Raw genomic sequence first — 24,707 nt, 5'->3', positions numbered from 1 at the left:
GTCAAAACGGGTGAACGCCGACGGGTGTGGCCGGCGCCGGCCCGTACCCCGCGGCGATGCGCTGGTGGTAGGTGACCCGGTCGATGACCTCCAGGCCGACGATCTCCCAGGGCGGCAGTCCCGCCGTCTGCCGGTGCTCGCCCCACAGCCGCAGGGCGACGGCGGCGGCGTCGTGCAGGTCGCGGGCCTCCTCCCAGTACCGGATCTCCGCGTGGTCTTCGGCGTACCGGCTGGTCAGCAGGAAGGGGTGGTCGTGCGCGAGCTGTTCGAGCGCCCGGCGCACCTCGGTGAGCGGGGCGCGGGCGCCGGAGACGCTGAGGGTGACGTGCCACAGGCGCGGGGTGTGCTCCGGCTCCTCGCCGCGGAAGCGGTCGCCGGCGGCGACGCTGGTGAGGGCGCGTTCCTCGCCGCCCGCGCGGTTCGCGCTCCGGGCGCCGCCGGGGCGCGCGCCCGTGGTGCCGCGGGCGCCCGCACCACCGCGGGAGGTGGTACCACCGCGGGCCGCCGCCGTCCCAGGGCGTACTCCGCTCACGACGGCCTCCTTCACGCGCACGGCTCGGCCCGGTGGTCGGCCGGACTTGTCCCTGAGGAAAGTTGAGCAGGCTACGTGAGATCGCGGGGCGGTTTTGCGGAACGTGCACCACCGATTCGGGGACGTTTCGACCTATTACGGGTGCAGGATCACCAGATCGTCCCTGTGTACGACCTCACGTTCGTACGCGGGTCCGAGCTCGCGCGCCAGTTCCCGGGTGGAGCGGCCGATGAGCCGGGGCATCTCCTTGGCGTCGAAGTTGACCAGCCCCCGGGCCACCGCCCGGCCCGCGCCGTCGCGCAGCTCGACGGGGTCACCCGCGGCGAAGTCCCCCTCGACGCCCGCGATCCCGGCCGGCAGCAGCGACTTGCGGCCCTCCACGACCGCCCGTACGGCGCCGTCGTCGAGGACGAGCGCGCCCTGCGGCGCGGAGGCGTGCTGGAGCCACAGCAGCCGGTCGGCGGAGCGCCTGCCGGTGGCGTGGAAGTAGGTGCCGGTGTCGCCGCCGGCCAGGGCGTCGGCCGCGTGGACGGCGCTGGTCAGCACCACGGGGATGCCGGCGGCAGCGGCGATCCGGGCCGCCTCGACCTTGGTGACCATGCCGCCGGTGCCCACGCCCGCCTTGCCCGCGCTGCCGATCTCGATGCCGGACAGGTCGGCCGGGGCGCGCACCTCGGCGATCCGCGAGGTGCCCGGCCTGCTCGGGTCCCCGTCGTACACGCCGTCCACGTCCGACAGCAGCACCAGCAGGTCGGCGCGGACCAGGTGGGCGACGAGCGCGGCGAGGCGGTCGTTGTCGCCGAAGCGGATCTCGTCGGTGGCGACGGTGTCGTTCTCGTTGACGATCGGGAAGGCGCCCATGGCCAGCAGCTGGTCGAGGGTGCGCGAGGCGTTGCGGTGGTGGGCGCGGCGGCTCATGTCGTCGCTGGTCAGCAGCACCTGGCCGACGCGGACGCCGTAGCGCGCGAAGGAGGCGGTGTAGCGGGCGACCAGCAGCCCCTGGCCGACGCTGGCGGCGGCCTGCTGGCGGGCCAGGTCCCGCGGGCGGCGGCGCAGCCCCAGGGGGGCCAGGCCGGCGGCGATGGCACCGGAGGAGACGAGGACGATCTCCTTGTCGGTCCCGCGCACCTTGGCCAGCACGTCGACGAGTGCGTCGACCCGGTCGGCGTCCAGGCCGCCCGCGGCGGTGGTCAGCGAGGAGGACCCGACCTTGACGACGATCCTGCGGGCCTCGCCCACGGCCTGCCTGGCCCCCGGCCCTGTCCCCGGCCTTGCCCCTGCCACGGCCCCGTCCGCCTCTCCCGTCGACACGCGCCGATCCCTGCGCTCGCCAGGCAATCTACGCGAAGGGCGACGCGCGCCGCACCGGAGTTCAGACCGCGGACGGCACCCCCGGCCCGCGCCGCGCCCGGCGCCGGGGCCGGCACGTGCGTGTCGTCGGACGGTCACCGGCCGTTAACCCGGTTGTCCGATGCGCGACGAGCCTGGAGCGACCGTAGTGCCCCTGTCCCTGCCCCGCCGCCGTCTCCCCCGCCTTCCCGGGCGGCGGACCACCGTGAAACTGCTCGTCCTGGGAGTGCTGGCGGCCGCCTTCGCCGCACAGGCCCTGGGCGCCCTGCTGCCGCACGTACCGCTGCTGCTCGCCGCGAGCGCCGCCTCGCTGGCCGCCGAGGGGGCGCTGTACCGGTGGCAGCGGGGCATGGTGTCGCTGTTCGCCAAGTCGCACGCCGACGTCACGGTCCGGCACGTGCTGCGGGACCTGCTGCTCGTGGTGGGCCTGCTGCGCCTGGGCGAGCAGCACCGGGAGGGGGAGTACGCCCCGCTCGTCGCCGGCCTGCTCGTCTTCTACGCGCTGCACTGGGCGATCCAGGCGGTGTCCGTCCTGGTCCGGCGCAGCCGCACGCTGCCCGTGGTGACGCGGAACATCGACGCCCGTGCGCTGCGGCTGACCCCGGCGCCCCCGGTGCTGCTGCGCCGCCCCGGGCACCGGCTGGCGGCGTTCGGGCTGCCCGCGACGGCCGGACTGCTGGCGACGGCGGCGACCGACGCGCCGGTGTACGGGGCGGCCGGGCTCGCGCTGTCCCTCGCGGTGGCACTGACGGGCCTCGGCGCCCTGCTGCTGCGGCTGCTGCCGGGGCGCCGGCCCGCCGGTGAGCAGGAGGTGCTCGACTGGTTCGACGCGTGGCTGGCCCGCTACCGGCCCACCGTCGGCCTGTACTTCTCGGGCGGCGCGTCCTCGGCGTACCAGGCGAACATGTGGCTGGAGCCGCTGGCGCGCCTGGAGGGCCGTCCGGTGATCGTGCTGCGCGAGCGGCACATGGTGCAGCGGATCGCGGCGACCGACATCCCGGTGGTGTGCCTGCCGAAGGTGTCCACGCTGATGCGCCTGGAGCACTCCAGCCTCCGCGTCCTGCTCCACCCGTCCAATTCCGGGAAGACCTCGCAGGTCCTGCGCATCCCGACCATCAAGCACGCCTTCGTCAACCACGGGGAGAGCGACAAGCTGTCCTCGTGCAACCCGTACGCCAAGGCGTACGACGAGGTGTGGGTGGCGGGTCCCGCGGCACGCGAGCGGTACGCGCTGGCGGACGTCGGCGTCGAGGACAAGGACGTCGTGGAGATCGGCCGTCCGCAGCTGGACGCCGTACGGCGGCACTCCGGGCCGCCCGCGCCCGGGGCCGCCACGACCGTCCTGTACGCGCCGACCTGGGAGGGCTGGGACGGCAACCCCGGCAACACGTCGGTCGTAGAGGCGGGCGAGAACCTGGTGCGGGCGCTGCTCGCGGACCCCGGCGTCCGGCTCCTCTACAAGCCGCATCCGCTGACGGGGTCGGTGGACCCCCGGGCCCGGGCCGCCGATCTGCGCATCCGGGAGCTGGTGCGGGCGGCCAACCGGGAGCGGGGCGGGCCCCGGCCGGACGCGTCGGCGGCCGCGTGCCTGGCCCGGCGGACGGCGGAGCTCGACCGGCTCACCTCGGCCGGTTTCCGGGCGGCGGCGGACCAGGCGGAGCGGATGCTGCGGCAGCCGGCGCCGGAGCCCGGGCGCGCGGAGGCGGTGCGGCGGGCGACGGCCGCGTGGGAGGAGGCGTACTGGGCGTCGCTGCCCGAGTGGGAGCACCAGGTCGTCACGGACGCCCGGCCACCGCTGTACGCCTGCTTCAACCGGGCCGACCTGCTGATCAGCGACGTGTCCAGTGTGATCAGCGACTTCCTGGCGAGCGGCAAGCCGTACGCGGTCGCCAACACCAGCACGCTGGCCGAGGACGTGTTCCGCAAGTCCTTCCCCACGGTGGCGGCGGCGACCGTGCTGGCGCCGGACGCGTCCGGGGTGCCGGCGCTCCTCGAAGCGGTGCGGCATCCGGAGCGGGACGAACTCGCCGGGGAGCGTGCCGCGTTGGCGCTGCGGCTGCTGGGTCCGGCCGAGCCGCCGTCCCGTGAGCGCTTCGCCGGGGCGGTGCGGGACCTGTGCGAGACGGCCGGGCGGCACCGGGCCCGCAGGGCGGAGCGGCTCGCCGCGGACGTCCCCGTGCCCGGCCCGCGCCGGGAGGAGGCCCGGCCGTCCGCCCCCTCGGCGGCCCGGGAGCCGCACCATCACCGCTGATCCCGGTTCCCGGCCGTGACGGGCCCCGCGCCTGTCACAGCCTCGTCACGAAACACGCCTCCGGAAGGGGGCGGCCGGTTCCGTTCCCGGCCACCGGCGGTACTCCCCCGCCGCCCGGCCGGGGCCGCACCCGTGCGCACCTGCGTGCCCGGCTCCGCCCCCGGCCGGCCGGCTCGTCCTCCCGACTCCCGGGGCCGCGCCACTGGCCGCGGGCCCGTCCACGGGTTCCGGATATCGACTCGGGCACATGGGTCGTAAAGCGACGCACGCCGATAAAGGGGACAGGGGGGCCGAATGTGAGGAAGTTCTCCAGCCGCTTCGACGCGGCCCATTCGGGCGGCCGGTGCGGCCATTTCCCGCTGTGGCGGGGCACAGGGCGGCCGACTACCGTGCCCGCGGAAACTCCGCGTGAATCCTTTACGCTGATGCGGCGGCGCGCTCCAGGCCCGAACGGGGTCCGGGGCGCGTTCCGGTCCCAGCCCGCGGTCCCGTGGTCAGTTCTCGGAACAGGTTGTAAGGATGCCCAAATTCTCTCTCGTTGTCCCCGTGTACAAGGTGCAGGGCTATCTGCCCGAGTGCCTTGACTCCGTACTCGGGCAGGACTGCACGGACTTCGAGATCGTCGCGGTCGACGACTGCTCGCCGGACGGGTCAGGGGCCATTCTCGACGAGTACGCCAAACGCGACGACCGGATTCATGTGATTCACCTCACGGAAAACGTGGGCCTGGGTCGCGCGCGCAACGCCGGCCTCGAAAAGGCCACCGGTGATTACGTGTTGTTCCTGGACAGTGACGACACGTTGTCCGAGGGCGCCCTGTCGGCCATTCGCGACCGGATCGAGGCCACGGGCGATCCCGAGATCCTGATCTTCGACTACGCGCGTACCTACTGGGACGGCCGCGTCCGCCCGAACCTGCGGACCGACCTGCTCAAGGAGAAGGGCCCGGACTCCTTCTCCCTCGCCGAGCGCCCCCAGCTGCTCGACCTGCTCCAGATCGTGTGGAACAAGGCCTACCGGCGCGACTTCGTCGCCCGGACCGGACTCACCTTCCCGCCCGGGTACTACGAGGACGCCCCCTGGACGTTCTGCTCTCTGATCAGCGCCGAGCAGATCGCCGTCCTCGACCGGGTCTGCGTGTACTACCGGCAGCGGCGCGAGGGCGGCAACATCCTCAAGACGGTCAGCCGCAAGCACTTCGACGTCTTCGACCAGTACCAGCGGGTCTTCGACTACCTCGACGCGCACGAGGAACTCGCCACGTGGCGCGCCCCCTTGTTCCGCAAGATGGTCGACCACTACCTGACCGTCCTGGAGCGCCCGGGCCGCCTGCCGCAGGACGCGCGCGGCGAGTTCTTCCGCCGGGCCTCGGCCGACTACCGCGCCCGTGTGCCGAAGGGTTTCACCCGCCCGGGCGGCGGCCGCGGCCACAAGTACGCCATGTTGGAGCGCAACGCCTACACCACCATGGTGAGCGCCCTGGCGGCGGTGAAGCTGCGCCAGCGGGTCAAGACCCGTACCCGCACCGCGCTCAACCGGTCCAAGCGCGGTGCGATGGGCGCCTTCTACCAGTCGCAGCTCAGACTGCCGCTGGACGACGACCTGGTGCTGTTCTCCGCGTACTGGAGCCGCAGCGTCTCCTGCAACCCCGCCGCGATCGACGCCGAACTGGCCCGCCTGGCCCCGCACATGCGCCGCGTCTGGGCGATCCGCCCGGACAACGCGGACCGGGTGCCCAAGGGCGTCAGGACCGTGCGCGTGGGGTCCCGCGAGTACTGGGCGGCCGTGGCGCGCGCCAAGTACCTGGTGAACAACGTGAACTTCGCGGACTCCGTGGTCAAGCGCGAGGGCCAGGTGCATCTGCAGACCCACCACGGCACACCGCTGAAGACGATGGGCCTGGACCAGCAGAAGTACCCGGCGTCCACCGACATGAACTTCGACAAGCTCCTGGAGCGCTGCGACCGCTGGGACTACAGCGTCAGCGCCAACCGGTTCTCGACCGTGATCTGGGAGCGGGTCTACCCCTGCTCGTACACCACGCTGGAGACCGGCTACCCGCGCAACGACGTCCTGGTCAACGCCACGGCCGAGGACGTGCGCGCGGCCCGCGCCGCGCTCGGTCTGGCCGACGGCTCCAAGGCCTTCCTGTACATGCCGACGCACCGCGAGTACCAGCCGGGCTTCACACCCCCCTTGAACCTGTCCGTGTTCGCCCGCGAACTCGGCCCCGACGTGACCCTGCTGGTGCGCGGCCACTACTTCTACGGCGACTCCCCGCACGTCGACGAGCTGCGCCGCACCGGCCGCGTCATCGACGTCTCCGGGCACCCCCGGGTGGAGGAGCTCTACCTCGCGGCCGACGCCCTGATCACGGACTACTCCTCGGCGATGTTCGACTACGCCGTGCTGGACCGCCCCCTCATCAGCTACGTCCCCGACTGGGACGTCTACTCCGCGGTGCGCGGCACGTACTTCGACCTGCTCCAGGAGCCGCCCGGCGCGGTGGCCACCACGCAGGCGGAGCTGCTGCGGCTGCTCGCCTCCGGCGCGTACGACAGCCCGGAGACGACGGAGCGCCGGGACACCTTCCGCCGGCGTTTCTGCGAATTCGACGACGGACACGCAGCCGAACGGGTCGTGCGACGCGTCTTCCTCGGTGAAGAGAGCCTGCCGTCCATCGTCCCGTTCGACGAACGCCACCACGCCCCTACTCCCGCCCAGGCGCTCGAACTGGTCGAGCGGGCCTGACCCCGAAAGGAGACCACCAAGCCATGGCCCCTCGGCTCAGTGTCATCGTCCCCATCTACAACGTCGAGCGTTACCTGCCGGCCTGCCTCGACTCGCTCGCCGCGCAGACCTTCCGGGACCTGGAGGTCCTGATGGTCGACGACGGTTCGCCCGACGGCTCGGCCGCGATAGCCGCCGAGTACGCGGACCGCGACGAGCGCTTCCACCTGATCCGCAAGGAGAACGGCGGGCTCGGAGCCGCCCGGAACACGGGCATCGCGCACATGTCGGCCGAGTCGGAGTACCTGACCTTCGTCGACAGCGACGACGTGATCCCGCCCGACGCCTACCGGCTGATGGTCACCAGCCTCGACGAGTCCCGCTCGGACTTCGCGACCGGCAACGTCTTCCACCTCAAGGGCGAGAAGTCCTGGCAGGTGCCGCTGCTGAAGATGCTGGCCGGCGAGGCCCGCAAGCGCACGCACATATCGAAGATCCCCCGCCTGGTGGCCGACCGCATCGCCTGCAACAAGGTCTTCCGGCGCACCTTCTGGGAGAAGCACCACTTCGCCTTCCCCGAGGGCATCCTGCACGAGGACATCCCCGTCGTGCTGCCCGCCCACTACCGGGCGGAGGCCGTCGACATCATCGGCGAGCCGACGTACTACTGGCGACTGCGCGAGGGCGAGTCGGCCCCGTCGATCACGCAGCGCCGCAAGGAACCGCAGGCCATCCGCGACCGGGTCACCGCGGTGAGCATGGTCAGCGACTACCTGTCCCAGCAGCCGGGCGCCGAGTACGCCGCGTACAAGAACCAGTACGACGAGCGGGTGCTCCGTGACGACCTGCGGCTGTTCATGCGGGTGCTGCCGGACGCGACGGCCGAGTTCCACGAGGCCTTCCTGGAGGCCGCCAACCGCTACCTCGACACCATCGACCCGAAGATCGTGCTGGGTCTGCCGACGGATCTGCGGGTCCAGTGGCTGCTGGTGCGCAAGCACGCCATGCCCGAGCTGATCGCCCTGCTCGCCTCCCAGCGCCGCAAGGAGCCGGTCGAGGTGTCGGGTTCCTTCCGCAAGTACGCCAGCTACCGCACGCTGGAGGAGAGCGGACTCGAACTGCCCAAGTCGGCGCTGCGCATCGACGGCGACCTGTCGCTGCGCGCACCGCTGCGGGAGGTGTCCTGGCGGGACGGCAAGCTCTACCTGTCCGGCAACGCGTACATCGACAAGATCGACATGCCGTCGAAGCGCAGCAGCGTCAAGGTCGTCCAGCTCAAGCGGGACGGCTCGCGCCGCCGCATGTACCTGCCGGCCCGCAACGTCCACCGTCCGGAGTGCACCACGGACTCCGGCCAGCAGCGCTACAACTACGACTGGGCCGGCTGGGAGCTGGAGCTCGACCCCGCCAAGCTGCGCAAGGGCGGCAGCTGGCAGGAGGGGCTGTGGCACGTCGGCATCAACGTCTACGCGTCCGGCCTGGTGCGCCGCAGCGGCGTCTGGGCCCGCGGCGGTTCCGCCGCCAACTTCCCCGCGTACCAGTGGCTCGACGACGACTTCCGGATGCTGCCGACCGTCGAGCGCGGTGCCTTCAAGCTGCGGATCGAGAAGGTCCGCGCCCTGATCACCGACCGCCGCCTGGACGGCGACTCGATCGCGGTCGCCGGTGACATCCGGGTGCCGCTGAAGCCGGGCGAGACGCTGGCGCTCCGGCTGACCAACGCCAGGAGCGGCGAGGTGCGCAAGTACCCCGTCGACGTGGCGCGGCAGGGCACCCGGACCACCTTCGACGCCCGGGTACCGCTGACCGACGTGGCGCTGCTCGGCGACGACACGGTCGACGAGAACGCCCAGCTGGACCGCCGGCTGTGGAGCACCGCCCTGCTGGCCACCGCGACGGACGGCACGGAGCGCCAGTTCAGCAGCGTGGTCAAGGAGGGCCTGGCGGACCTGGCGTTCGACCTGCCCGCGTCCTTCGGTGAGCCCGGCGCGCACCGGGAGCTCGCCCTCATCTCCGGGCACAACGGCTACCTGAAGATCGTCGGCCGGACCCGCCGGGCCACCGTCACCGGGGTCGCCCTGCGCGACGGCCGGATCGCGATCGAGGGCCGCACCAGCCCCGAGCTGATCGGCGCCGACCTGGTCCTCAAGGCCCGCAACCGCTACGACGAGCGCACCGCGTCCGTGGACTGGTCGGACGACGGCACCTTCCGCACGTCCTTCGACCCGTCGGTGATGGGCGGCTCCGGCGGGGTGCCGCTCAAGGCCGGCCGGTGGAACCTGCGGCTGCGCTCGGCGGACGCGGACGTGCCGGACTCCGAGTTCGTCATCGACCGCCTGGCCGTGGCCCAGTTCCCGCTGCACGCGGAGCTGAACGGGCGCCGCTACTGGTTCGAGAACCGCTGGGGCGACTTCCCGCAGCTCAACTGCCGCTCCGAGCTGAGCGACCTGGAGCGCGGCCCCTACCGCCAGCTCCAGCAGCGCCGCGAGGTCTACGAGCCCGGCCGGCAACTGCCGCTGCGCGACCAGGTGTTCTTCCTCAGCTACAACGGCAAGCAGTACTCGGACAGCCCGCGGGCGATGCACGAGGAGCTGCTGCGCCGCGACAGCGGCCTGAAGTACCTGTGGGCCGTGCGCGACAGCCAGGTCGTCCTGCCGCCGACGGCGGAGAAGGTCCGCATGTGGGGCCGGGAGTGGTTCGAGGCCCTGGCCACCTCCCGCTACATCGTCACCAACGGGCACCTGCCCGAGTGGGTCGTGCGCCGTCCCGGCCAGGTGATCGTGCAGACCTGGCACGGCACGATGCTGAAGAAGATCGGTCACGACATCGAGACCCTCTACTTCGACCGCGAGTACCAGAACCGCCTGGCGCTGGAGGCGAAGAACTGGAGCCTGCTGGTCTCCTCGAACCGCTTCTCCACGCCGATCCTCAAGCGCGCCTTCTCCTACGACGGGGAGATCCAGGAGGCCGGCTACCCGCGCAACGACTACCTCTACTCCCCCGACCGGGACAAGATCGCCGAGCAGGTCAAGGAGACGCTGAAGCTGCCCGCGGGCAAGAAGGTCGTGCTGTACGCGCCGACGTGGCGGGACGACCAGTCCCACAGCGCCGGGCAGTACCTGTTCGACCTGCGGATCGACCTGGAGGACGCGCGCCGGCGCCTGGGCGACGACCACGTCCTGCTCATCCGCCGCCACTCCAACGTCGTCGACCAGGTCCCGGGCGCGGGCAACGGCTTCGTCTTCGACGTGTCGGAGTACCCGGACATCGCCGACCTCTACCTCGCGGCGGACATCATGATCACGGACTACTCGTCGGTGATGTTCGACTACGCGCACCTGAAGCGGCCGATGCTGTTCTTCACCTACGACCTGGAGCACTACCGGGACACGCTGCGCGGGTTCTACTTCGACTTCGAGAAGGACTCCCCCGGTCCGCTGATCGGCACCTCCAAGGAGCTGGTCGACGCGATCCGCGACATCGACCAGGTCAAGGCGGACTACCAGGACCGGTTCGACCGCTTCCACCACCTGTTCTGCGACCTGGACGACGGGCACGCCTCCGCGCGGGTCGTCGACCGGATGCTGGAGCAGGCGAAGGAGAGCTGATCCCGGCGGTCACGGACGGGCACACGCGAAGGGGCGGGGCCCGGAGGATGATCCTCCGGGCCCCGCCCCTTCGCCTTCCCGCCCGTCCCGTCGTCCGCGTCCGCGGCTGCGCCCGCGTCCGCGCGGTGGTCAGAGCCGTACGGTCTTCACCGCGAACTGGCACGCGGTGGTGAAGTAGGGGCGCAGCTCCGTGCGCCGGCGGGTGGGTGCCTGCGGGGCGGGCTTGCCGCCCAGCGCCCTGCGGGACTTGCGCACCGCGCGGGTCAGCACGGTCGGCTCCGAGGCCACGGTCTCGGTGAGCACGGGACGGGCGAAGGTGAACACGTCGATCGGCGCGAGGACGTCGGTCGCCAGCTTGGCCAGCTGCACCCTGGGGGCGCCGGGCGCCGCGCGCAGCCAGAAGTCCCAGACGACTTCCTTCTCGTCGTCGTCGCTGTGCTCCCGCACCAGCGCGGCGCAGTCCAGGTCCACGGCGACCCAGCCGTCGCCCTCGTCGCGCAGCGGGAAGCTCAGCACCCGCTCCTTGTTCCGCCGGTGCACGGCCTCCACGACGGCGCCCGCGGCGGGCCGGGCACCCCACAGCTCGGCGCGCACCGCGATGGTCCGCTCGTCGACCCTGACCGGTCCGACCTCGGCGTGCGCCTCGCGCAGCGCGCTGCGCAGCCGCAGCCCGCCGTCCTGGTGCAGGTGCGGCAGCATCAGCGCCAGGGCCGGGCCCTGGGCGCGCGGCAGCCGTACGGCGAGCAGGTCACGGGTGTCGCAGCCGTAGCCGTCGGTGGTCAGCGCCACCTCGCGTCCGCCCTCACGGGTGGCCAGGGCCACCTCCCAGGTACCGTGCGGCACTCCGGCGTCCCAGGGCACGACGGCGTCGCCCTCGGCGGAGAACGGGAAGCGGTGCTCCTCGCTGCCCGCGCCGCCCTTGCGCAGGACCAGGTCGGCCTCTCCGGCGCTCGGCGGCAGCGCTCCCACGGCGACGTGGACCGAGCCCTCCCGGTCCACCCGGGCCGTGGCGTGGACGGGCAGCTCCTTGCGGGCGAAGGCCTCCTCCAGGATGGCCTCGAAGCGCTCGCAGCTGGCCCGCTCGTGGAACCGCTCGGCGTTGCGGATGCCGGCGGCGCCCATCTTCAGGCGCAGTTCGTCGTCCTGGACGAGGCTCCGGATCGCGTCGGCCATCGCGTCCACGTCGCCGCGCGGCACGATCAGCCCGTCCTCGCCGTCGGTGAGGATGTTGCGCGGCCCGTGGTCGGCGTCGGTGGCGACGACGGGGAGGCCGGCGGCCATCGCCTCGACGATGACGTTGCCGAACGCCTCCCGCTTGGAGGGCAGGACGAAGATCGAGCCCTTGCCGAACTCCGGGGTGACGGGCGAGGTCTGGCCCATCAGCAGGATGCTGTTGGACAGGCCCAGTTCCTCGATGCGGGTCCGCAGCTTCTTCTTCTCGGTGCCGTGACCGTAGATGCGCAGGGTCCAGTCGGGCGCGTCGGCGTGGACCTTGGCGAAGGCCTCGACGAGCAGGGCGTGGTTCTTGTTGTCGGTCAGGTGACCGGCGGAGACCACCACCTTGTTGGTCCCGCTGGAGCGGATCGTGGAGGACGGCACGCAGTTGGGCATCACCGCGAGGCGGTTGCGCACCGCGGGCACCTGCCGGGCGATCGCGGCGACCTCCTCCGGGGTGAGCGCCGTCAGGGCGTGCAGGTGCCGGTAGGCCGGGAAGAGGCGCTGCTTGATGTCCGTGGCGTAGATGGCGGGCATCGAGTGCTCCTGGGTGACCTTCAGGTAGTCACCGCGCGCCTGCGTCAGCATGATCGTGTTGCGCGGGCTGGAACTGACCAGCACGTCGGCGTCGGTGGTGTCGAAGTACTCCAGCAGCCGCAGCTCCGCGAGCCGGCTCACCACCGGCGTCTTGGCACCGGCGTTGAGCGGGTAGACCAGCGGGAACTTGTCCGACAGCGGGTTGTCCACGTCCGAGACCGGGGAGTGCGGCCGCATGTCCGTGAGCACCCGCACCGACACCCTCGGGTCCAGCGGGAAGTACGACTCGTCGCGCACCTTGCGCAGCGCCACGATCTCCACCTCGTGCCGCTCGGCCAGGGCCCCGGCGAGGTTCTGCGTGGCACTGACCACGCCCCCCATGTGACACAGGTCCCGTACCAGGAATGCGATCTTCACTTTGCGGCTTCTCTCTGCTCCCGGGAAGCGGCTGGTCAGGCCGTCCCCCCTCCCCTGGCCACGCACGTGTGGCACATCCTTCTCACAAAGTACACAGGAATGTCGGCGGGCAGATCACGGCCCTGCCACACCTGTGTAACCCTGCGTCGGCAACGAAACCGCGAGGAGCCGGGGAGAGGGGAGAGGAGAGGGCTAGAACGGCTCGAAACCGTCGAACTCCTGCTGCGCCTCGTCCCGTTCGGCGTCCCGGTCCCGGCGGCGCTGGGCGGCCGGGCGGGGCGCCTCGAAGCGGTGGTCCTCGCCCCGGCGGCCGAGCATCTCGGCACCGGCCGACATCGACGGCTCCCAGTCGAAGACGACCGCGTTGTCCTCGGGACCGATGGCCACGCCGTCGCCGCTGCGGGCGCCCGCCTTGACCAACCGCTCCTCGACACCGAGGCGGTTGAGCCGGTCGGCGAGGTAGCCGACGGCCTCGTCGTTGTTGAAGTCGGTCTGCCGCACCCAGCGTTCGGGCTTCTCGCCGCGCACCCGGAACAGGCCGTCCTCCTCGCGGGTGACGGTGAAGCCGGCTTCGTCCACGGCCTTGGGCCGGATGACGATGCGCGTCGCCTCCTCCTTGGGCCGGGCGGCACGCGCCGTGGCGACCAGCTCGGCCAGCGCGAAGGACAGCTCCCTGAGCCCCATGTGCGCCACGGCCGACACCTCGAAGACCCGGTAGCCGCGCGCCTCCAGGTCCGGGCGGACCATCTCGGCGAGGTCCTTGCCGTCGGGCACGTCGATCTTGTTGAGGACGACGATCCGCGGCCGGTTGTCCAGCCCGCCGTACTCGCGCAGCTCGGCCTCGATGACGTCCAGGTCGGAGAGCGGGTCGCGCTCGGACTCCAGCGTCGCCGTGTCCAGGACGTGCACCAGCACGCTGCACCGCTCCACGTGCCGCAGGAACTCCAGGCCCAGGCCCCTGCCCTGGCTGGCGCCGGGGATGAGACCGGGGACGTCGGCGACGGTGTACACGGTCGCCCCGGCCGTCACCACGCCCAGGTTGGGGACGAGCGTGGTGAAGGGGTAGTCGGCGATCTTCGGCTTGGCCGCGCTGAGCACGGAGATCAGCGAGGACTTGCCGGCGCTCGGGTAGCCGACCAGCGCCACGTCGGCGACGGTCTTCAGCTCCAGGTGGATGTCCTGGAAGTCGCCGGGCTCGCCCAGCAGCGCGAAACCGGGGGCCTTGCGCCGCGCGGAGGCCAGCGCCGCGTTGCCGAGGCCGCCCCGGCCGCCCTGCGCGGCGACGTAGGAGGTGCCGTGGCCGACCAGGTCGGCCAGCACGTTGCCCGCCGCGTCGAGGACCACGGTGCCGTCGGGCACGGGCAGGACCAGGTCCTGACCGTCCTTGCCGGAGCGGTTGCCGCCCTCGCCGGGCTTGCCGTTGGTGGCCTTGCGGTGCGGGGAGTGGTGGTAGTCGAGGAGCGTGGTCACCGACTGGTCGACGGTGAGGATCACGTCGCCGCCCCGGCCGCCGTTGCCGCCGTCCGGGCCGCCGAGCGGCTTGAACTTCTCACGGTGGACGGAGGCACAGCCGTGGCCTCCGTTACCCGCGGCGACGTGCAGTTCGACGCGGTCCACGAAGGTGGTCATGGGATGTGCCTCCAGTTACTACGTACTGCGGATTGCTACGCGTGACGACGAGAGCGTCTCTTGGGTAACACGCGAAAGGCGGACCCGCTTCCCGTGGGGGAAGTGAGGCCCGCCTCGCGAAAGTGTCCGGTCAGGCGACCGGGACGATGTTCACGACCTTGCGGCCGCGGTGGGTGCCGAACTGCACCGCACCGGCCTGCAGGGCGAACAGCGTGTCGTCGCCGCCACGGCCGACGCCGGCGCCCGGGTGGAAGTGGGTGCCGCGCTGGCGGACCAGGATCTCACCCGCGTTGACGGCCTGACCGCCGAAGCGCTTCACGCCGAGCCGCTGGGCATTCGAGTCGCGACCGTTCCGGGTGGACGATGCGCCCTTCTTGTGTGCCATGTCTCCTCAGTCCCTTACTTCGCAGCCGCGGGGATCTCAGTGACCTTGATCGCCGTGTACTGCTGGCGGTGGCCCTGACGACGGCGGTAGCCGGTCTTGTTCTTGTAGCGCAGAATGTCGATCTTCTGGCCCTTGTGGTGGTCCACGATCTCGGCCTGGACCTTGATGCCGGCCAGCACCCACGGGTCGCTGGTCACAGCGTCGCCGTCGACGACGAGCAGGGTCGAGAGCTCGACCGTGTCGCCGACCTTGCCGGTGGAAATCTTGTCAACCTCAACGATGTCGCCGACAGCAACCTTGTGCTGGCGGCCACCGCTGCGCACGATGGCGTACACGCGGATCTCACTCTCTCGCTCGGGAACGGCACCCCCGCAGTCCAGCCGCCCGGTGACACACGGACGGCCTCTCCCGGCCGAGCCCGCGAGGGCGCACACCCGGAAGGAAAGAGGTTTACGGGGATGTGACGCGTCAGTCGACACGCCGACGGTCAAGATTACGGGGCCGCACGACAGGGGTCAAACCGGGCCCCGGGACGTCAACCGGAGACGGCCGCGACGTACTCGGCGTACGCCTCCCCCGCCCGCGCGGGCGACAGGCCCAGGTGTTCCAGGACCGTGTACCGGCCGGGCCGGGTCTGCGGCGCGAACTCCACCGCCCGTACGAACTCCTCGTCGCCGAACCCGATCTCCCCGGCCGTCACCGGCAGCCCGTGCCGGCGCAGCGTGTCCGCCATCAGCAGTGAGCCCTCCCGGTCGCCGCGCAGGTACGTCGCGAAGGCCGCGCCGATGCCGACCTGCTCGCCGTGGCTGGCCGCGCGGCCGGGGTACAGCAGGTCGAGGGCGTGGCTGATCTCGTGGCAGGCGCCCGACGAGGGGCGGGTGTGCCCGGCGATGGTCATGGCGATGCCGGACAGCACCAGGCCCTCGGTCAGCACGGTCAGGAACCCGTCGTCGCCGCAGCCCCCGGGGTGGCGCAGCACGGCCTCACCGGCCTGCCGGGCGAGGGCGGCGGCCAGGCCGTCGACCTTCTCGCCGTTCACCCGGTGCGCCAGCTCCCAGTCGGCGACCGCGGAGACGTTGGAGACGGCGTCGCCGATCCCGGAGCGCACGAAGCGGATCGGCGCCTCCCGGATCACCGCGAGGTCGACGACGAGCGCGATGGGCGTCGGCACGCCGTACGAACCGCGGCCCGCGTCGTTGTCGAGGATGGAGACCGGCGAGCAGATGCCGTCGTGGGACAGGTTGGTGGCCACCGCGACCATGGGCAGGCCCACCCGGGCCGCGGCGAATTTGGCGCAGTCGATGACCTTGCCGCCGCCGAGACCGACGACCGCGTCGTAACGCCCCGACTTCATGCCGTCGGCGAGGCGCACCGCGTCGTCGATCGTGCCGCCGCCGACCTCGAACCAGGCGGCGCCCGGCAGGGACGGCTCGAGGCGTCCGCGCAGCCGCGCCCCCGAGCCGTCGCTGATCGCCACGGCCAGCTTCCCGGACTGCGAGATCCGCTGGTCCGCGAGGACGCTCGCCAGGTCGTCCAGGGCGCCCGGCCGGACGTCCACGACGAGCGGCGAGGGAATGAGCCTCGTCAGTACCGGCACGTGCTCTCCTCTCCTCGCCAGGGGGGACCCGGCTGTCACTGATGATGCGCGCGACGGCGGCCCGGGAAACGTGTGGCCCCGTCCGACCGGATTCCGGTCGGACGGGGCCACACGCTGTCGACAGGTGCCGGATCAGCCCTCGTCGGTGGCGGCCGTGACCGTCGACGGCGCCTGCTGGTCGGCCGCCGCGGTCTTCTTCGACGCCGTCTTCTTGGCCGTGGCCTTCTTGGCGGTCGTCGTCTTGGCCGCCTTCTTGGCCGTGGCCTTCTTCGCGGTCGTCGTCTTCTTGGCCGCGGTCTTCTTGGTGGCGGCCTTCTTCGCCGTCGCCTTCTTGGCCGTCTTGCGGGCCGCCGCCTTCTTGGCGGGCGCGGCCTCCTCGGCCTCGGGCTGCGCCTGCGGTGCCTCCTCCTCCGTCGCGGCCGACGGGACGACCGTGACGGCCGCCTCCTCGGACGCGGTGGACGTGGTGGGCTTGCGCACCGCCCGGCGCCGCGGACGGGCCGGGGCCGCGCTCTCGGCGGGCTCGGCGGCGGCCGGGGCCTCGGGCGCCTTCTCGGGCTGCTCGGGCTGCTCGGCCGCCGGGGTCTCCGGGACCGTCAGCACGGCGGCCTCGGCCCCCTCGGGCGAACCGGCCGGCGCGGACACCTTCCGGGTCGCCCGACGACGGGTACGGCCCTTGGGCGCGGCCTCCTCCGACGCGGGCGCCGGGGACTCGGCCGGGGTCTGGGCACCGGAGACCGCGTCCTCGACGGCGGCGGGCTCGGCCAGCACCTCGGCGGCGGACTCGCGCCGCACGGGACGCTCGACCTCTTCCCGCACCGTGACGTCCTGCGCCGTGGGCGCCTCGGCGGGCGCGGCCTCGTCCTGCGCCACCCCGGCCTTCTCACCCTTCGCGGCCTTGGGCGCACCCGCGGGAGCGGACGCCCGACGGCTCGCGCGACGCCGGCCACGACCACGCGTGGCGGCGGCCTCGGCCTCCGCGGCGCTGCTGTACAGCTCCTCGTCGGCGCTGAAGTCCGGCGCCGGGAGGGCGACCAGCTCGGCCACCTCGGCGACGATCTCGGCCTCGGACTCGGTGTCCGCCTCCTGCTCCGCCGTCGGGCCGGTCTCGATCCCCGCCACGGCCTCGTGCTCGTGCGGCTGGTCGGCCCCGGCCCGCGCCCGCTTGCGGCGCTTGCCACCGCCACCGCCACCGGCCGACGCGGGCTGGTCGAGGTGGACGATGACACCGCGGCCGTTGCAGTGGACGCAGGTCTCCGAGAACGACTCCAGCAGGCCCTGGCCGACCCGCTTGCGGGTCATCTGGACCAGCCCGAGCGAGGTCACCTCGGCGACCTGGTGCTTGGTCCGGTCCCGGCCCAGGGACTCCAGCAGGCGCCGCAGCACCAGGTCCCGGTTGGACTCCAGCACCATGTCGATGAAGTCGATGACGATGATGCCGCCGAGGTCGCGCAGCCTGAGCTGGCGCACGATCTCCTCGGCCGCCTCCAGGTTGTTCCTGGTGACCGTCTCCTCGAGGTTGCCGCCCTGACCGGTGAACTTGCCGGTGTTGACGTCGATGACGACCATCGCCTCGGTCCGGTCGATCACCAGCGAACCGCCGCTGGGCAGCCAGACCTTGCGGTCCAGCGCCTTGGCGAGCTGCTCGTCGATCCGGTACGTGGCGAAGACGTCGACCTCGCTGGTCCACTTGGACAGCCGCTCGGCGAGGTCGGGCGCCACGTGGGACACGTAGCCGTGGATGGTCTGCCAGGCGTCGTCACCGCTGACGACGACCTTGGAGAAGTCCTCGTTGAAGATGTCGCGCACGACGCGGACGGTCATGTCCGGCTCGCCGTACAGCAGCGTGGGCGCGTTGCCGCTGCCGCCCTTGGCCTTCTTCTGGATGTCCTCCCACTGCGCGTGGAGCCGCTCGACGTCGCGGCGCAGCTCCTCCTCGCTGGCGCCCTCGGCGGCGGTGCGCACGATGACGCCCGCGTCCTCGGGGACGATCCGCTTCAGGATCGTCTTCAGGCGGGAGCGCTCGGTGTCGGGCAGCTTGCGGCTGATGCCGGTCATCGAGCCCTCGGGCACGTAGACCAGGTAGCGGCCGGGCAGCGAGACCTGGCTGGTCAGGCGGGCGCCCTTGTGGCCGATCGGGTCCTTGGTGACCTGCACGAGCACCGACTGGCCGGACTTGAGGGCGGACTCGATGCGGCGCGGGCCGTTCGCCATGCCCAGCGCCTCGAAGTTGACCTCACCGGCGTACAGGACGGCGTTGCGGCCCTTGCCGATGTCGATGAAGGCGGCCTCCATCGACGGCAGCACGTTCTGCACCTTGCCGAGGTACACGTTGCCGACGTACGAGGTGGCCTGCTCCTTGTTGACGTAGTGCTCGACGAGCACCCCGTCCTCCAGGACGCCGATCTGGGTGCGCTCGCCGTGCTGGCGGACGACCATGACGCGCTCGACGGCCTCGCGGCGGGCCAGGAACTCGGCCTCGGTGATGATCGGCACCCGGCGGCGGCCCTGCTCGCGGCCCTCGCGGCGGCGCTGCTTCTTGGCCTCCAGGCGGGTGGAGCCCTTGATGGACTGCACCTCGTCGGACGGCTCGGGCTTCGGGCGGGGCTCGCGGACCTTGACGACGGTGCGCTCGGGGTCGTCGGCGGAGGACTCGCCGTCGCCGGAACCGTCCCCGGCCCGGCGACGGCGGCGACGACGGCGCCGGCTGCTGCTGGAGCCACCGCTGTCGCCGGAGGCCTCCTCGCCCTCCTCGGCGTCCTCGTCCGCCTGCTCGGCGGTGTCGTCGGCGTCCTCGTCGGCCCGGCCCGCGCCGTGCTCGCTCTCGTCGTCGGCCAGGTCGCCGTCGGCCGCGTCACCCCGGCGACGGCGACGGCCGCCCCGGCGACGGCGCCGGCGCGAACCGGACTCCTCGTAGCCCTCCGCGTCGTCGTGGTCCTCGCCCGACTCGTCGGACTCCGCCTCGGCGTCCGCGTCGGCCTCGGTCTCGGGCTCCGGCTGCTCCTGGGTGACGGCGGCCGCGGCCCGCTCCTCGGCGGCCTCCTCGGCGGCGGCACCCCGGCGCTTGCGGCGGCGGCGCGAGGCGGCGGGCTGCTCCTCCTGGACCTCCGCGCTCTCCTCGGCCGGCTTCACCGGCTCGGCACCGGCCGCCTCCGCGGCGGCCTCGGCCGCGGCCCGCTCGGGCGTCTGGAACTGGGGCTCGGCGAACACCGGCGCCTGGAACACGGCGACCGCGGGACGCGACGGGCGCTTGGGCGCCTCGCCCTCGCCGGACGCGGCGGTCTGCGCCGGGGCGGCGAAACCGGAGGCGGCCTTACGGGTGGACCGACGGCGCGCCCGGCGCGGAGCGGCGTCCTCACCGGACTCGGCCTCGGCCGGGGCGACGGTCTCGGCGGCCTTCTCGGTCTTCTCGGCCTTCGGCGCCTTCGTGGCCTTCGCGGGCTCGGGCGCCGCGGCGGCCTCGGGCTCGCCCGCTTCGGCGGCGGCCTCGGCGGGTGCGTCCACCGGGGCGGACACCCGGCGCGTGGCCCGACGGCGGGTACGGCCCTTGGGCGCGGCGCTCTCCGCCTCGGCCTCCTCCGCGGCGGGCGCGGGCGCCTCGGCGGGCTCCGGGGCCGCGGCGGCGGCCGGCTCCGCGGCGGACGGCTCGGCGGCCGAGGTCACACTGCGGGTGGCGCGACGTCGGGTACGTCCCTTGGGCGCGGCGCTCTCGGTGGTCTCGACGGCGGCTGCCGTCTCCTCCGGCTCCTCGGCCGGAGCCGGCGTCTCGACGGCCGGGGCCGCGGACACCACGGTCTCGGCCGTCTCCGCCGCCGCGGGCGCACCTGCGGGAGCGGAGGCACGGCGTACCGCACGGCGACGCGGCCGGGCGGGGGCCGCGGGCTCCGCGGCCGGCTCCGGGGCCGCGGCCACCTCGGCGGGGGCCGCCTCGGCCGGGGCGACGGTCTCCGCCGGCGCCTCGGAGGCGCCGGACGGCGGACCCGCCGGGCGGGACGCGGCCCGGCGCCGACGGCGCGGCGGCAGGGTGTCGCTGGGAGTGTTCGACTCGGAGCCCGTAGAGGTGGCAGCGGACTCGGTCGGTTCGGTCGGTTCGAGCATGCGGGGGTTTCTCCCGTCAGGCTCCCGGGCGCCGCGCCCGGTCCGGCATCGACATGTCGACCGCCGGTGACGTCCGCGGCTCGCGCGGTGCGCGGTTGCCGCCGTCCAGGGCGCGGGCGCCGCTCGGAAGCTCTCCGTGTCTTGTCTCGCCGGTTCCGTACCCCTTGTCGTGCACGGCCTGGCGAAAGTCTTGTGGTCGGTGCGCTGCCCGACCCAGGTGGCTCCCGAGTTCGTGGGCGGCGCTACGACGTCGTCCCTGGCGGAACCTTCCTTACGCCGGCGCCTTCGCGGCGGCGGAAGCGGCGGCCGGTTGCGGCTCGGGCGCTTCTGCCTCGCGGTCGGGCGCGAGCGGGTCGGTCACCGCACCGGTCTCTTCATCGAACAGCCCCTGCGCCAGCCTGGTCACCGCTGCGGGGACCGGCGGCGCCAGGTCGGCCACGGCGCGAAGACCGGACAGGACGTCGTCGGGTCGTACGGCAGGCGTCACGTGCCGAACAACCAGCCGCAGTATCGCACAAGGCCGGTCGCTCGGCCTATCAGCCGGTGAACCATGCGTGGTGACGCTCTCCAGGTGGGCGACGGCGGAACGGGTGTCGAAGGTACGGACACCGTTCTTCGTACGGCGCTGGACCTCCACCGCCGGGGCCTCGTTGAAGGCCGCGGCGGCCCGCTGCGCCTCGGCGGGCTCCACACCGTCCAGCCGCAGCTCCCACACGGAGGCCGTCAGCCGGTCGGCGAGTCCGGAGGTGCGGGCCTCGACCGCCTCGACGACGTCGAGCCCGGCGGGCAGCGACTCGTCGAGGAGCGACCGCAGCCGCTCCGGGTCGCGCGCCTCGGTGAGGGCGATCTCCAGGTACTCCGCCTCACTGCCCGTGCCGGTGGGTGCGGCATTGGCGTACGACACCTTCGGGTGCGGGGTGAACCCCGCCGAGTACGCCATCGGCACCTCGGCGCGGCGCAGCGCACGCTCGAAGGCGCGCTGGAAGTCACGGTGGCTGGTGAACCGGAGGCGGCCGCGCTTGGTGTAACGCAGTCGGATGCGCTGCACCGCGGGAACGGGCGGCGGGCCTACGGGCTGTCGCTTGCCCAGTGTCGTTCAGTCCTTCGTGAGAGCGGTCGTACTGCTACCAAGAGTACGTGTCTCGGCGCCGGATGGTTCCCGCCGGTCCACCGGCTGCCGCCGCACCGGCTCCCCGAAGAGCATCCGGCGCACGTCGGCGCGGGCCTGCCGCACGGACAGCCGGGCCGAGGCCAGCGCCTGCCGGGCCGCCCGCCCCGCGCTGCGCCCCGCCTCGGCGAGCGGCCGGAGCACGCCGTCCCGCACGGCGTGTCCCACCGGGGTCAGCACGCTGCGGTACACCCACCGCACCGGTTCCACCACCGTCCACCGCAGGAGGGTGCCGAGGAACCGCCCGACGGCCCGCGAGACGTACCCGGCGATCCGCCAGGCGTGCCCGAGGGCGTCCGCGACCTCCCGCCCGACGACGGCCAGAGCACGGCCCAGCGGGACGAGAACCCACCGCCACACGGCGAGGACCGGCAGCACCACCAGCACCCGCACGGTCCAGTACAGGACGAACCCGACCCCGGTGACGACCAGCCCCACGCCCCGGACCAGCCGCCTGCCGCACCACGCGAGCGCGTGCCCGACCGGCGTCAGCACCCACCGGTACAGCCACACCGCCGGCACCACCACCAGGTACCGCCCGAGCCACACCACCCCGGCGCACAGCCCCCGCCCGGTCGCCGCGAGCACCGCGCCCGCCCAAGTGAAGAACCACGCCAGCGCCCGCCCCACCGGCGTCAGCACCCACCGGTACAGCCACACCACCGGCACCACGACCAGATACCGCCCGAGCCACACCACCCCGGCACACAACCCCCGCCCGGTCGCCGCGAGCACCGCGCCCACCCAAGTGAAGAACCACGCCAGCGCCCGCCCCACCGGCGTCAGCACCCACCGGTACAGCCACACCGCCGGCACGACGAGGAGCACGTTCCCCAGCCAGGCCGCGCCCTTGGCGAGCGGCACGACGACGTACCGCCACAGCCCGACCAGCGGCCACACGAACACGGCCCGCGCCAGCCACGCCAGCGCCCGCCCCGCGGGGCGCAGCACCGCGTCCCGCAGGAACCGCCCGGCGACGACCAGCGCGTCCCACACGAGGCGCACCGGCACGACCAGCACCAGCACCACGATCCGCACCGGAATCCGGACCGCCACGGCCAGACACCCCTCGGCGTCCGACCGCCCCCCGGGCTCCCTCCGCGCGTCCGCGCCGGGCCCCTTCTCCAGTTCCACCATGTACACGAAGACGCCGCGGAACCCGATTCGGATCCCGCGGCGTCACACGTGAACCGCTACTTGACCACCGTCAGCGGCAGCAGCTTCTTGCCGGTCGGGCCGACCTGGATCTCGGTGTCCATCGCCGGGCAGACGCCGCAGTCGAAGCACGGGGTCCAGCGGCAGTCGTCGACCTCGGTCTCGTCGAGGGCGTCCTGCCAGTCCTCCCAGAGCCACTCCTTGTCGAGGCCGGAGTCCAGGTGGTCCCAGGGGAGGACCTCCTCGTAGCCGCGCTCGCGGGTGGTGTACCAGTCGACGTCGACGCCGGTCGGCTCCAGGGCCTTGTCGGCGCAGGCCATCCAGCGGTCGTAGGAGAAGTGCTCGCGCCAGCCGTCGAAGCGGCCGCCGTCCTCGTAGACGGCGCGGATGACGGCGCCGAGGCGTCGGTCGCCGCGGGAGAGGAGTCCCTCGACGATGCCGGGCTTGCCGTCGTGGTAGCGGAAGCCGATGGAGCGGCCGTACTTCTTGTCGCCGCGGATCTTGTCGCGCAGCTTCTGCAGGCGGGCGTCGGTCTCCTCGGCGGAGAGCTGCGGGGCCCACTGGAAGGGGGTGTGGGGCTTGGGGACGAAGCCGCCGATGGAGACCGTGCAGCGGATGTCGCCCGAGCCGGAGACCTCGCGGCCCTTGGCGATGACCCGGGTGGCCATGTCGGCGATCTGGAGGACGTCGTCGTCGGTCTCGGTGGGCAGGCCGCACATGAAGTACAGCTTCACCTGGCGCCAGCCGTTGCCGTAGGCCGTCGCGACGGTCCGGATGAGGTCGTCCTCGGAGACCATCTTGTTGATGACCTTGCGGATGCGCTCGGAGCCGCCCTCGGGGGCGAAGGTGAGGCCGGAGCGGCGGCCGTTGCGGGTCAGCTCGTTGGCGAGGTCGATGTTGAAGGCGTCGACGCGGGTGGAGGGGAGGGACAGGCCGATCTTGTCCTCCTCGTACCGGTCGGCGAGGCCCTTGGCGACGTCGGCGATCTCGGTGTGGTCGGCGGAGGAGAGGGAGAGCAGGCCGACCTCCTCGAAGCCGGTGGCCTTCAGGCCCTTGTCGACCATCTCGCCGATGCCGGTGATGGACCGCTCGCGCACCGGGCGGGTGATCATGCCGGCCTGGCAGAAGCGGCAGCCGCGGGTGCAGCCGCGGAAGATCTCCACGGACATCCGCTCGTGGACGGTCTCGGCGAGCGGGACGAGGGGCTGCTTGGGGTAGGGCCACTCGTCGAGGTCCATGACGGTGTGCTTGCTGACCCGCCACGGGACGCCGGAGCGGTTGGGGACGACGCGGGCGATGCGGCCGTCGGGGAGGTACTCGACGTCGTAGAAGGCGGGGACGTAGACGCCGCCGGTCCTGGACAGGCGCAGCAGGAGTTCCTCGCGGCCTCCCGGGCGGCCCTCGGCCTTCCAGGCGCGGATGATCGCGGTGACCTCCAGGACGGCCTGCTCGCCGTCGCCGATGACCGCGCAGTCGATGAAGTCGGCGATCGGCTCGGGGTTGAAGGCGGCGTGGCCGCCGGCCAGCACGACCGGATCGTCGATGCCGCGGTCCTTCGCCTCCAGCGGGATGCCCGCCAGGTCGAGGGCGGTGAGCACGTTGGTGTAGCCCAGCTCCGTGGAGAAGGAGAGGCCGAACACGTCGAAGGCGCCGACCGGGCGGTGGCTGTCGACGGTGAACTGCGGGACGGAGTGCTCCCGCATCAGCTCCTCCAGGTCCGGCCACACGCTGTACGTGCGCTCGGCGAGGACGCCCTGCTGCTCGTTGAGTACCTCGTAGAGGATCATGACGCCCTGGTTGGGCAGGCCGACCTCGTAGGCGTCGGGGTACATCAGGGCCCAGCGGACGTCGCAGGACTCCCAGTCCTTGACCGTGGAGTTGAGCTCTCCGCCGACGTACTGGATCGGCTTCTGCACATGCGGGAGCAGGGCTTCGAGCTGCGGAAACACGGACTCGGCGGCCTGGGTGGCTTCGGCAGGCATCTCACGGGACCTTTGTGTGCTGACAGGGGGGACCATCCAGCCTAACCCGGCCG

At 72.7% G+C, this 24,707-nt stretch carries 14 protein-coding genes; 3 read left to right on the top strand and 11 right to left on the bottom strand.

Going from position 1 to position 24,707, the window contains the following annotated elements; genetic code table 11:
* Position 1 precedes the first annotated feature (1 nt).
* Positions 2–532, bottom strand: coding sequence for a hypothetical protein (locus ACIBCJ_RS07725; protein WP_362095278.1), 531 nt, complete (start codon positions 530–532; stop codon positions 2–4).
* Positions 533–667: 135 nt separating this feature from the next.
* Positions 668–1,771: a glutamate 5-kinase gene (proB, locus tag ACIBCJ_RS07720; RefSeq protein WP_362095275.1), complete on the bottom strand. Its 1,104-nt coding sequence runs from the start codon at positions 1,769–1,771 to the stop codon at positions 668–670.
* Between the two features lie 232 nt (positions 1,772–2,003).
* Here proB and ACIBCJ_RS07715 point away from each other — a divergent pair, with 232 nt between their 5' ends.
* The 3 genes from ACIBCJ_RS07715 (at position 2,004) to ACIBCJ_RS07705 (ending at position 10,471) form a co-directional block, all read left to right on the top strand.
* On the top strand, positions 2,004–4,133 hold the full coding sequence (locus tag ACIBCJ_RS07715) for a hypothetical protein (protein ID WP_365979122.1): 2,130 nt from the start codon (positions 2,004–2,006) through the stop codon (positions 4,131–4,133).
* Between the two features lie 519 nt (positions 4,134–4,652).
* Positions 4,653–6,884, top strand: a complete 2,232-nt coding sequence (locus ACIBCJ_RS07710) for a bifunctional glycosyltransferase family 2 protein/CDP-glycerol:glycerophosphate glycerophosphotransferase (RefSeq protein WP_362504328.1) — start codon at positions 4,653–4,655, stop codon at positions 6,882–6,884.
* A gap of 23 nt (positions 6,885–6,907) precedes the next feature.
* Complete coding sequence (locus ACIBCJ_RS07705; RefSeq protein ID WP_365979121.1) at positions 6,908–10,471, top strand: CDP-glycerol glycerophosphotransferase family protein; 3,564 nt, start codon at positions 6,908–6,910, stop codon at positions 10,469–10,471.
* A 129-nt stretch (positions 10,472–10,600) separates the two neighbouring features.
* Here the strand turns inward: ACIBCJ_RS07705 and ACIBCJ_RS07700 are convergent, their stop codons facing one another.
* The 9 genes from ACIBCJ_RS07700 to ACIBCJ_RS07660 all read right to left on the bottom strand — a co-directional run bounded on the left by ACIBCJ_RS07700 (position 10,601) and on the right by ACIBCJ_RS07660 (position 24,654).
* Positions 10,601–12,640, bottom strand: a complete 2,040-nt coding sequence (locus tag ACIBCJ_RS07700; protein ID WP_365979120.1) for a glycosyltransferase — start codon at positions 12,638–12,640, stop codon at positions 10,601–10,603.
* A gap of 192 nt (positions 12,641–12,832) precedes the next feature.
* The gene (gene obgE / locus ACIBCJ_RS07695) at positions 12,833–14,269 is read right to left on the bottom strand and encodes a GTPase ObgE (RefSeq protein WP_362095264.1); all 1,437 of its coding nucleotides are present in this window, start codon (positions 14,267–14,269) and stop codon (positions 12,833–12,835) included.
* A 130-nt stretch (positions 14,270–14,399) separates the two neighbouring features.
* Positions 14,400–14,654: a 50S ribosomal protein L27 gene (gene rpmA, locus ACIBCJ_RS07690; RefSeq protein ID WP_003976205.1), complete on the bottom strand. Its 255-nt coding sequence runs from the start codon at positions 14,652–14,654 to the stop codon at positions 14,400–14,402.
* Between the two features lie 14 nt (positions 14,655–14,668).
* Positions 14,669–14,989, bottom strand: coding sequence for a 50S ribosomal protein L21 (gene rplU, locus ACIBCJ_RS07685; protein ID WP_003976204.1), 321 nt, complete (start codon positions 14,987–14,989; stop codon positions 14,669–14,671).
* A gap of 200 nt (positions 14,990–15,189) precedes the next feature.
* Positions 15,190–16,251 (bottom strand): iron-containing alcohol dehydrogenase family protein, encoded by a 1,062-nt coding sequence (locus tag ACIBCJ_RS07680; protein WP_362504337.1) that lies wholly within the window; start codon positions 16,249–16,251, stop codon positions 15,190–15,192.
* A 132-nt stretch (positions 16,252–16,383) separates the two neighbouring features.
* A complete protein-coding gene (locus ACIBCJ_RS07675) occupies positions 16,384–20,349 on the bottom strand; it encodes an Rne/Rng family ribonuclease (RefSeq protein ID WP_365979119.1) in 3,966 nt (1,321 codons plus the stop codon).
* A 271-nt stretch (positions 20,350–20,620) separates the two neighbouring features.
* Positions 20,621–21,397, bottom strand: coding sequence for a TIGR03936 family radical SAM-associated protein (locus ACIBCJ_RS07670; RefSeq protein WP_365979118.1), 777 nt, complete (start codon positions 21,395–21,397; stop codon positions 20,621–20,623).
* 48 nt (positions 21,398–21,445) lie between these two features.
* The gene (locus ACIBCJ_RS07665; protein WP_365979117.1) at positions 21,446–22,654 is read right to left on the bottom strand and encodes a hypothetical protein; all 1,209 of its coding nucleotides are present in this window, start codon (positions 22,652–22,654) and stop codon (positions 21,446–21,448) included.
* A gap of 56 nt (positions 22,655–22,710) precedes the next feature.
* Positions 22,711–24,654, bottom strand: a complete 1,944-nt coding sequence (locus ACIBCJ_RS07660; protein ID WP_365979116.1) for a TIGR03960 family B12-binding radical SAM protein — start codon at positions 24,652–24,654, stop codon at positions 22,711–22,713.
* Between the last annotated feature and the right edge of the window lie 53 nt (positions 24,655–24,707).

The organism is Streptomyces sp. NPDC051136 (assembly GCF_044455745.1).
Classification (GTDB): Bacteria; Actinomycetota; Actinomycetes; order Streptomycetales; family Streptomycetaceae; genus Streptomyces.
This window is presented reverse-complemented; position numbering and strand designations above follow the sequence as displayed.

What these genes read in the sequence shown, in the direction of transcription:
- ACIBCJ_RS07705 (WP_365979121.1), top strand. Translation starts at nt 6,908, where the DNA reads ATGGCCCCTCGGCTCAGTGTCATCGTCCCCATCTACAACGTCGAGCGT.
- ACIBCJ_RS07715 (WP_365979122.1), top strand. Translation starts at nt 2,004, where the DNA reads ATGCGCGACGAGCCTGGAGCGACCGTAGTGCCCCTGTCCCTGCCCCGC.
- ACIBCJ_RS07675 (WP_365979119.1), bottom strand. Translation starts at nt 20,349, where the DNA reads ATGCTCGAACCGACCGAACCGACCGAGTCCGCTGCCACCTCTACGGGC.
- ACIBCJ_RS07665 (WP_365979117.1), bottom strand. Translation starts at nt 22,654, where the DNA reads ATGGTGGAACTGGAGAAGGGGCCCGGCGCGGACGCGCGGAGGGAGCCC.
- ACIBCJ_RS07660 (WP_365979116.1), bottom strand. Translation starts at nt 24,654, where the DNA reads ATGCCTGCCGAAGCCACCCAGGCCGCCGAGTCCGTGTTTCCGCAGCTC.
- ACIBCJ_RS07710 (WP_362504328.1), top strand. Translation starts at nt 4,653, where the DNA reads ATGCCCAAATTCTCTCTCGTTGTCCCCGTGTACAAGGTGCAGGGCTAT.
- obgE (WP_362095264.1), bottom strand. Translation starts at nt 14,269, where the DNA reads ATGACCACCTTCGTGGACCGCGTCGAACTGCACGTCGCCGCGGGTAAC.
- rpmA (WP_003976205.1), bottom strand. Translation starts at nt 14,654, where the DNA reads ATGGCACACAAGAAGGGCGCATCGTCCACCCGGAACGGTCGCGACTCG.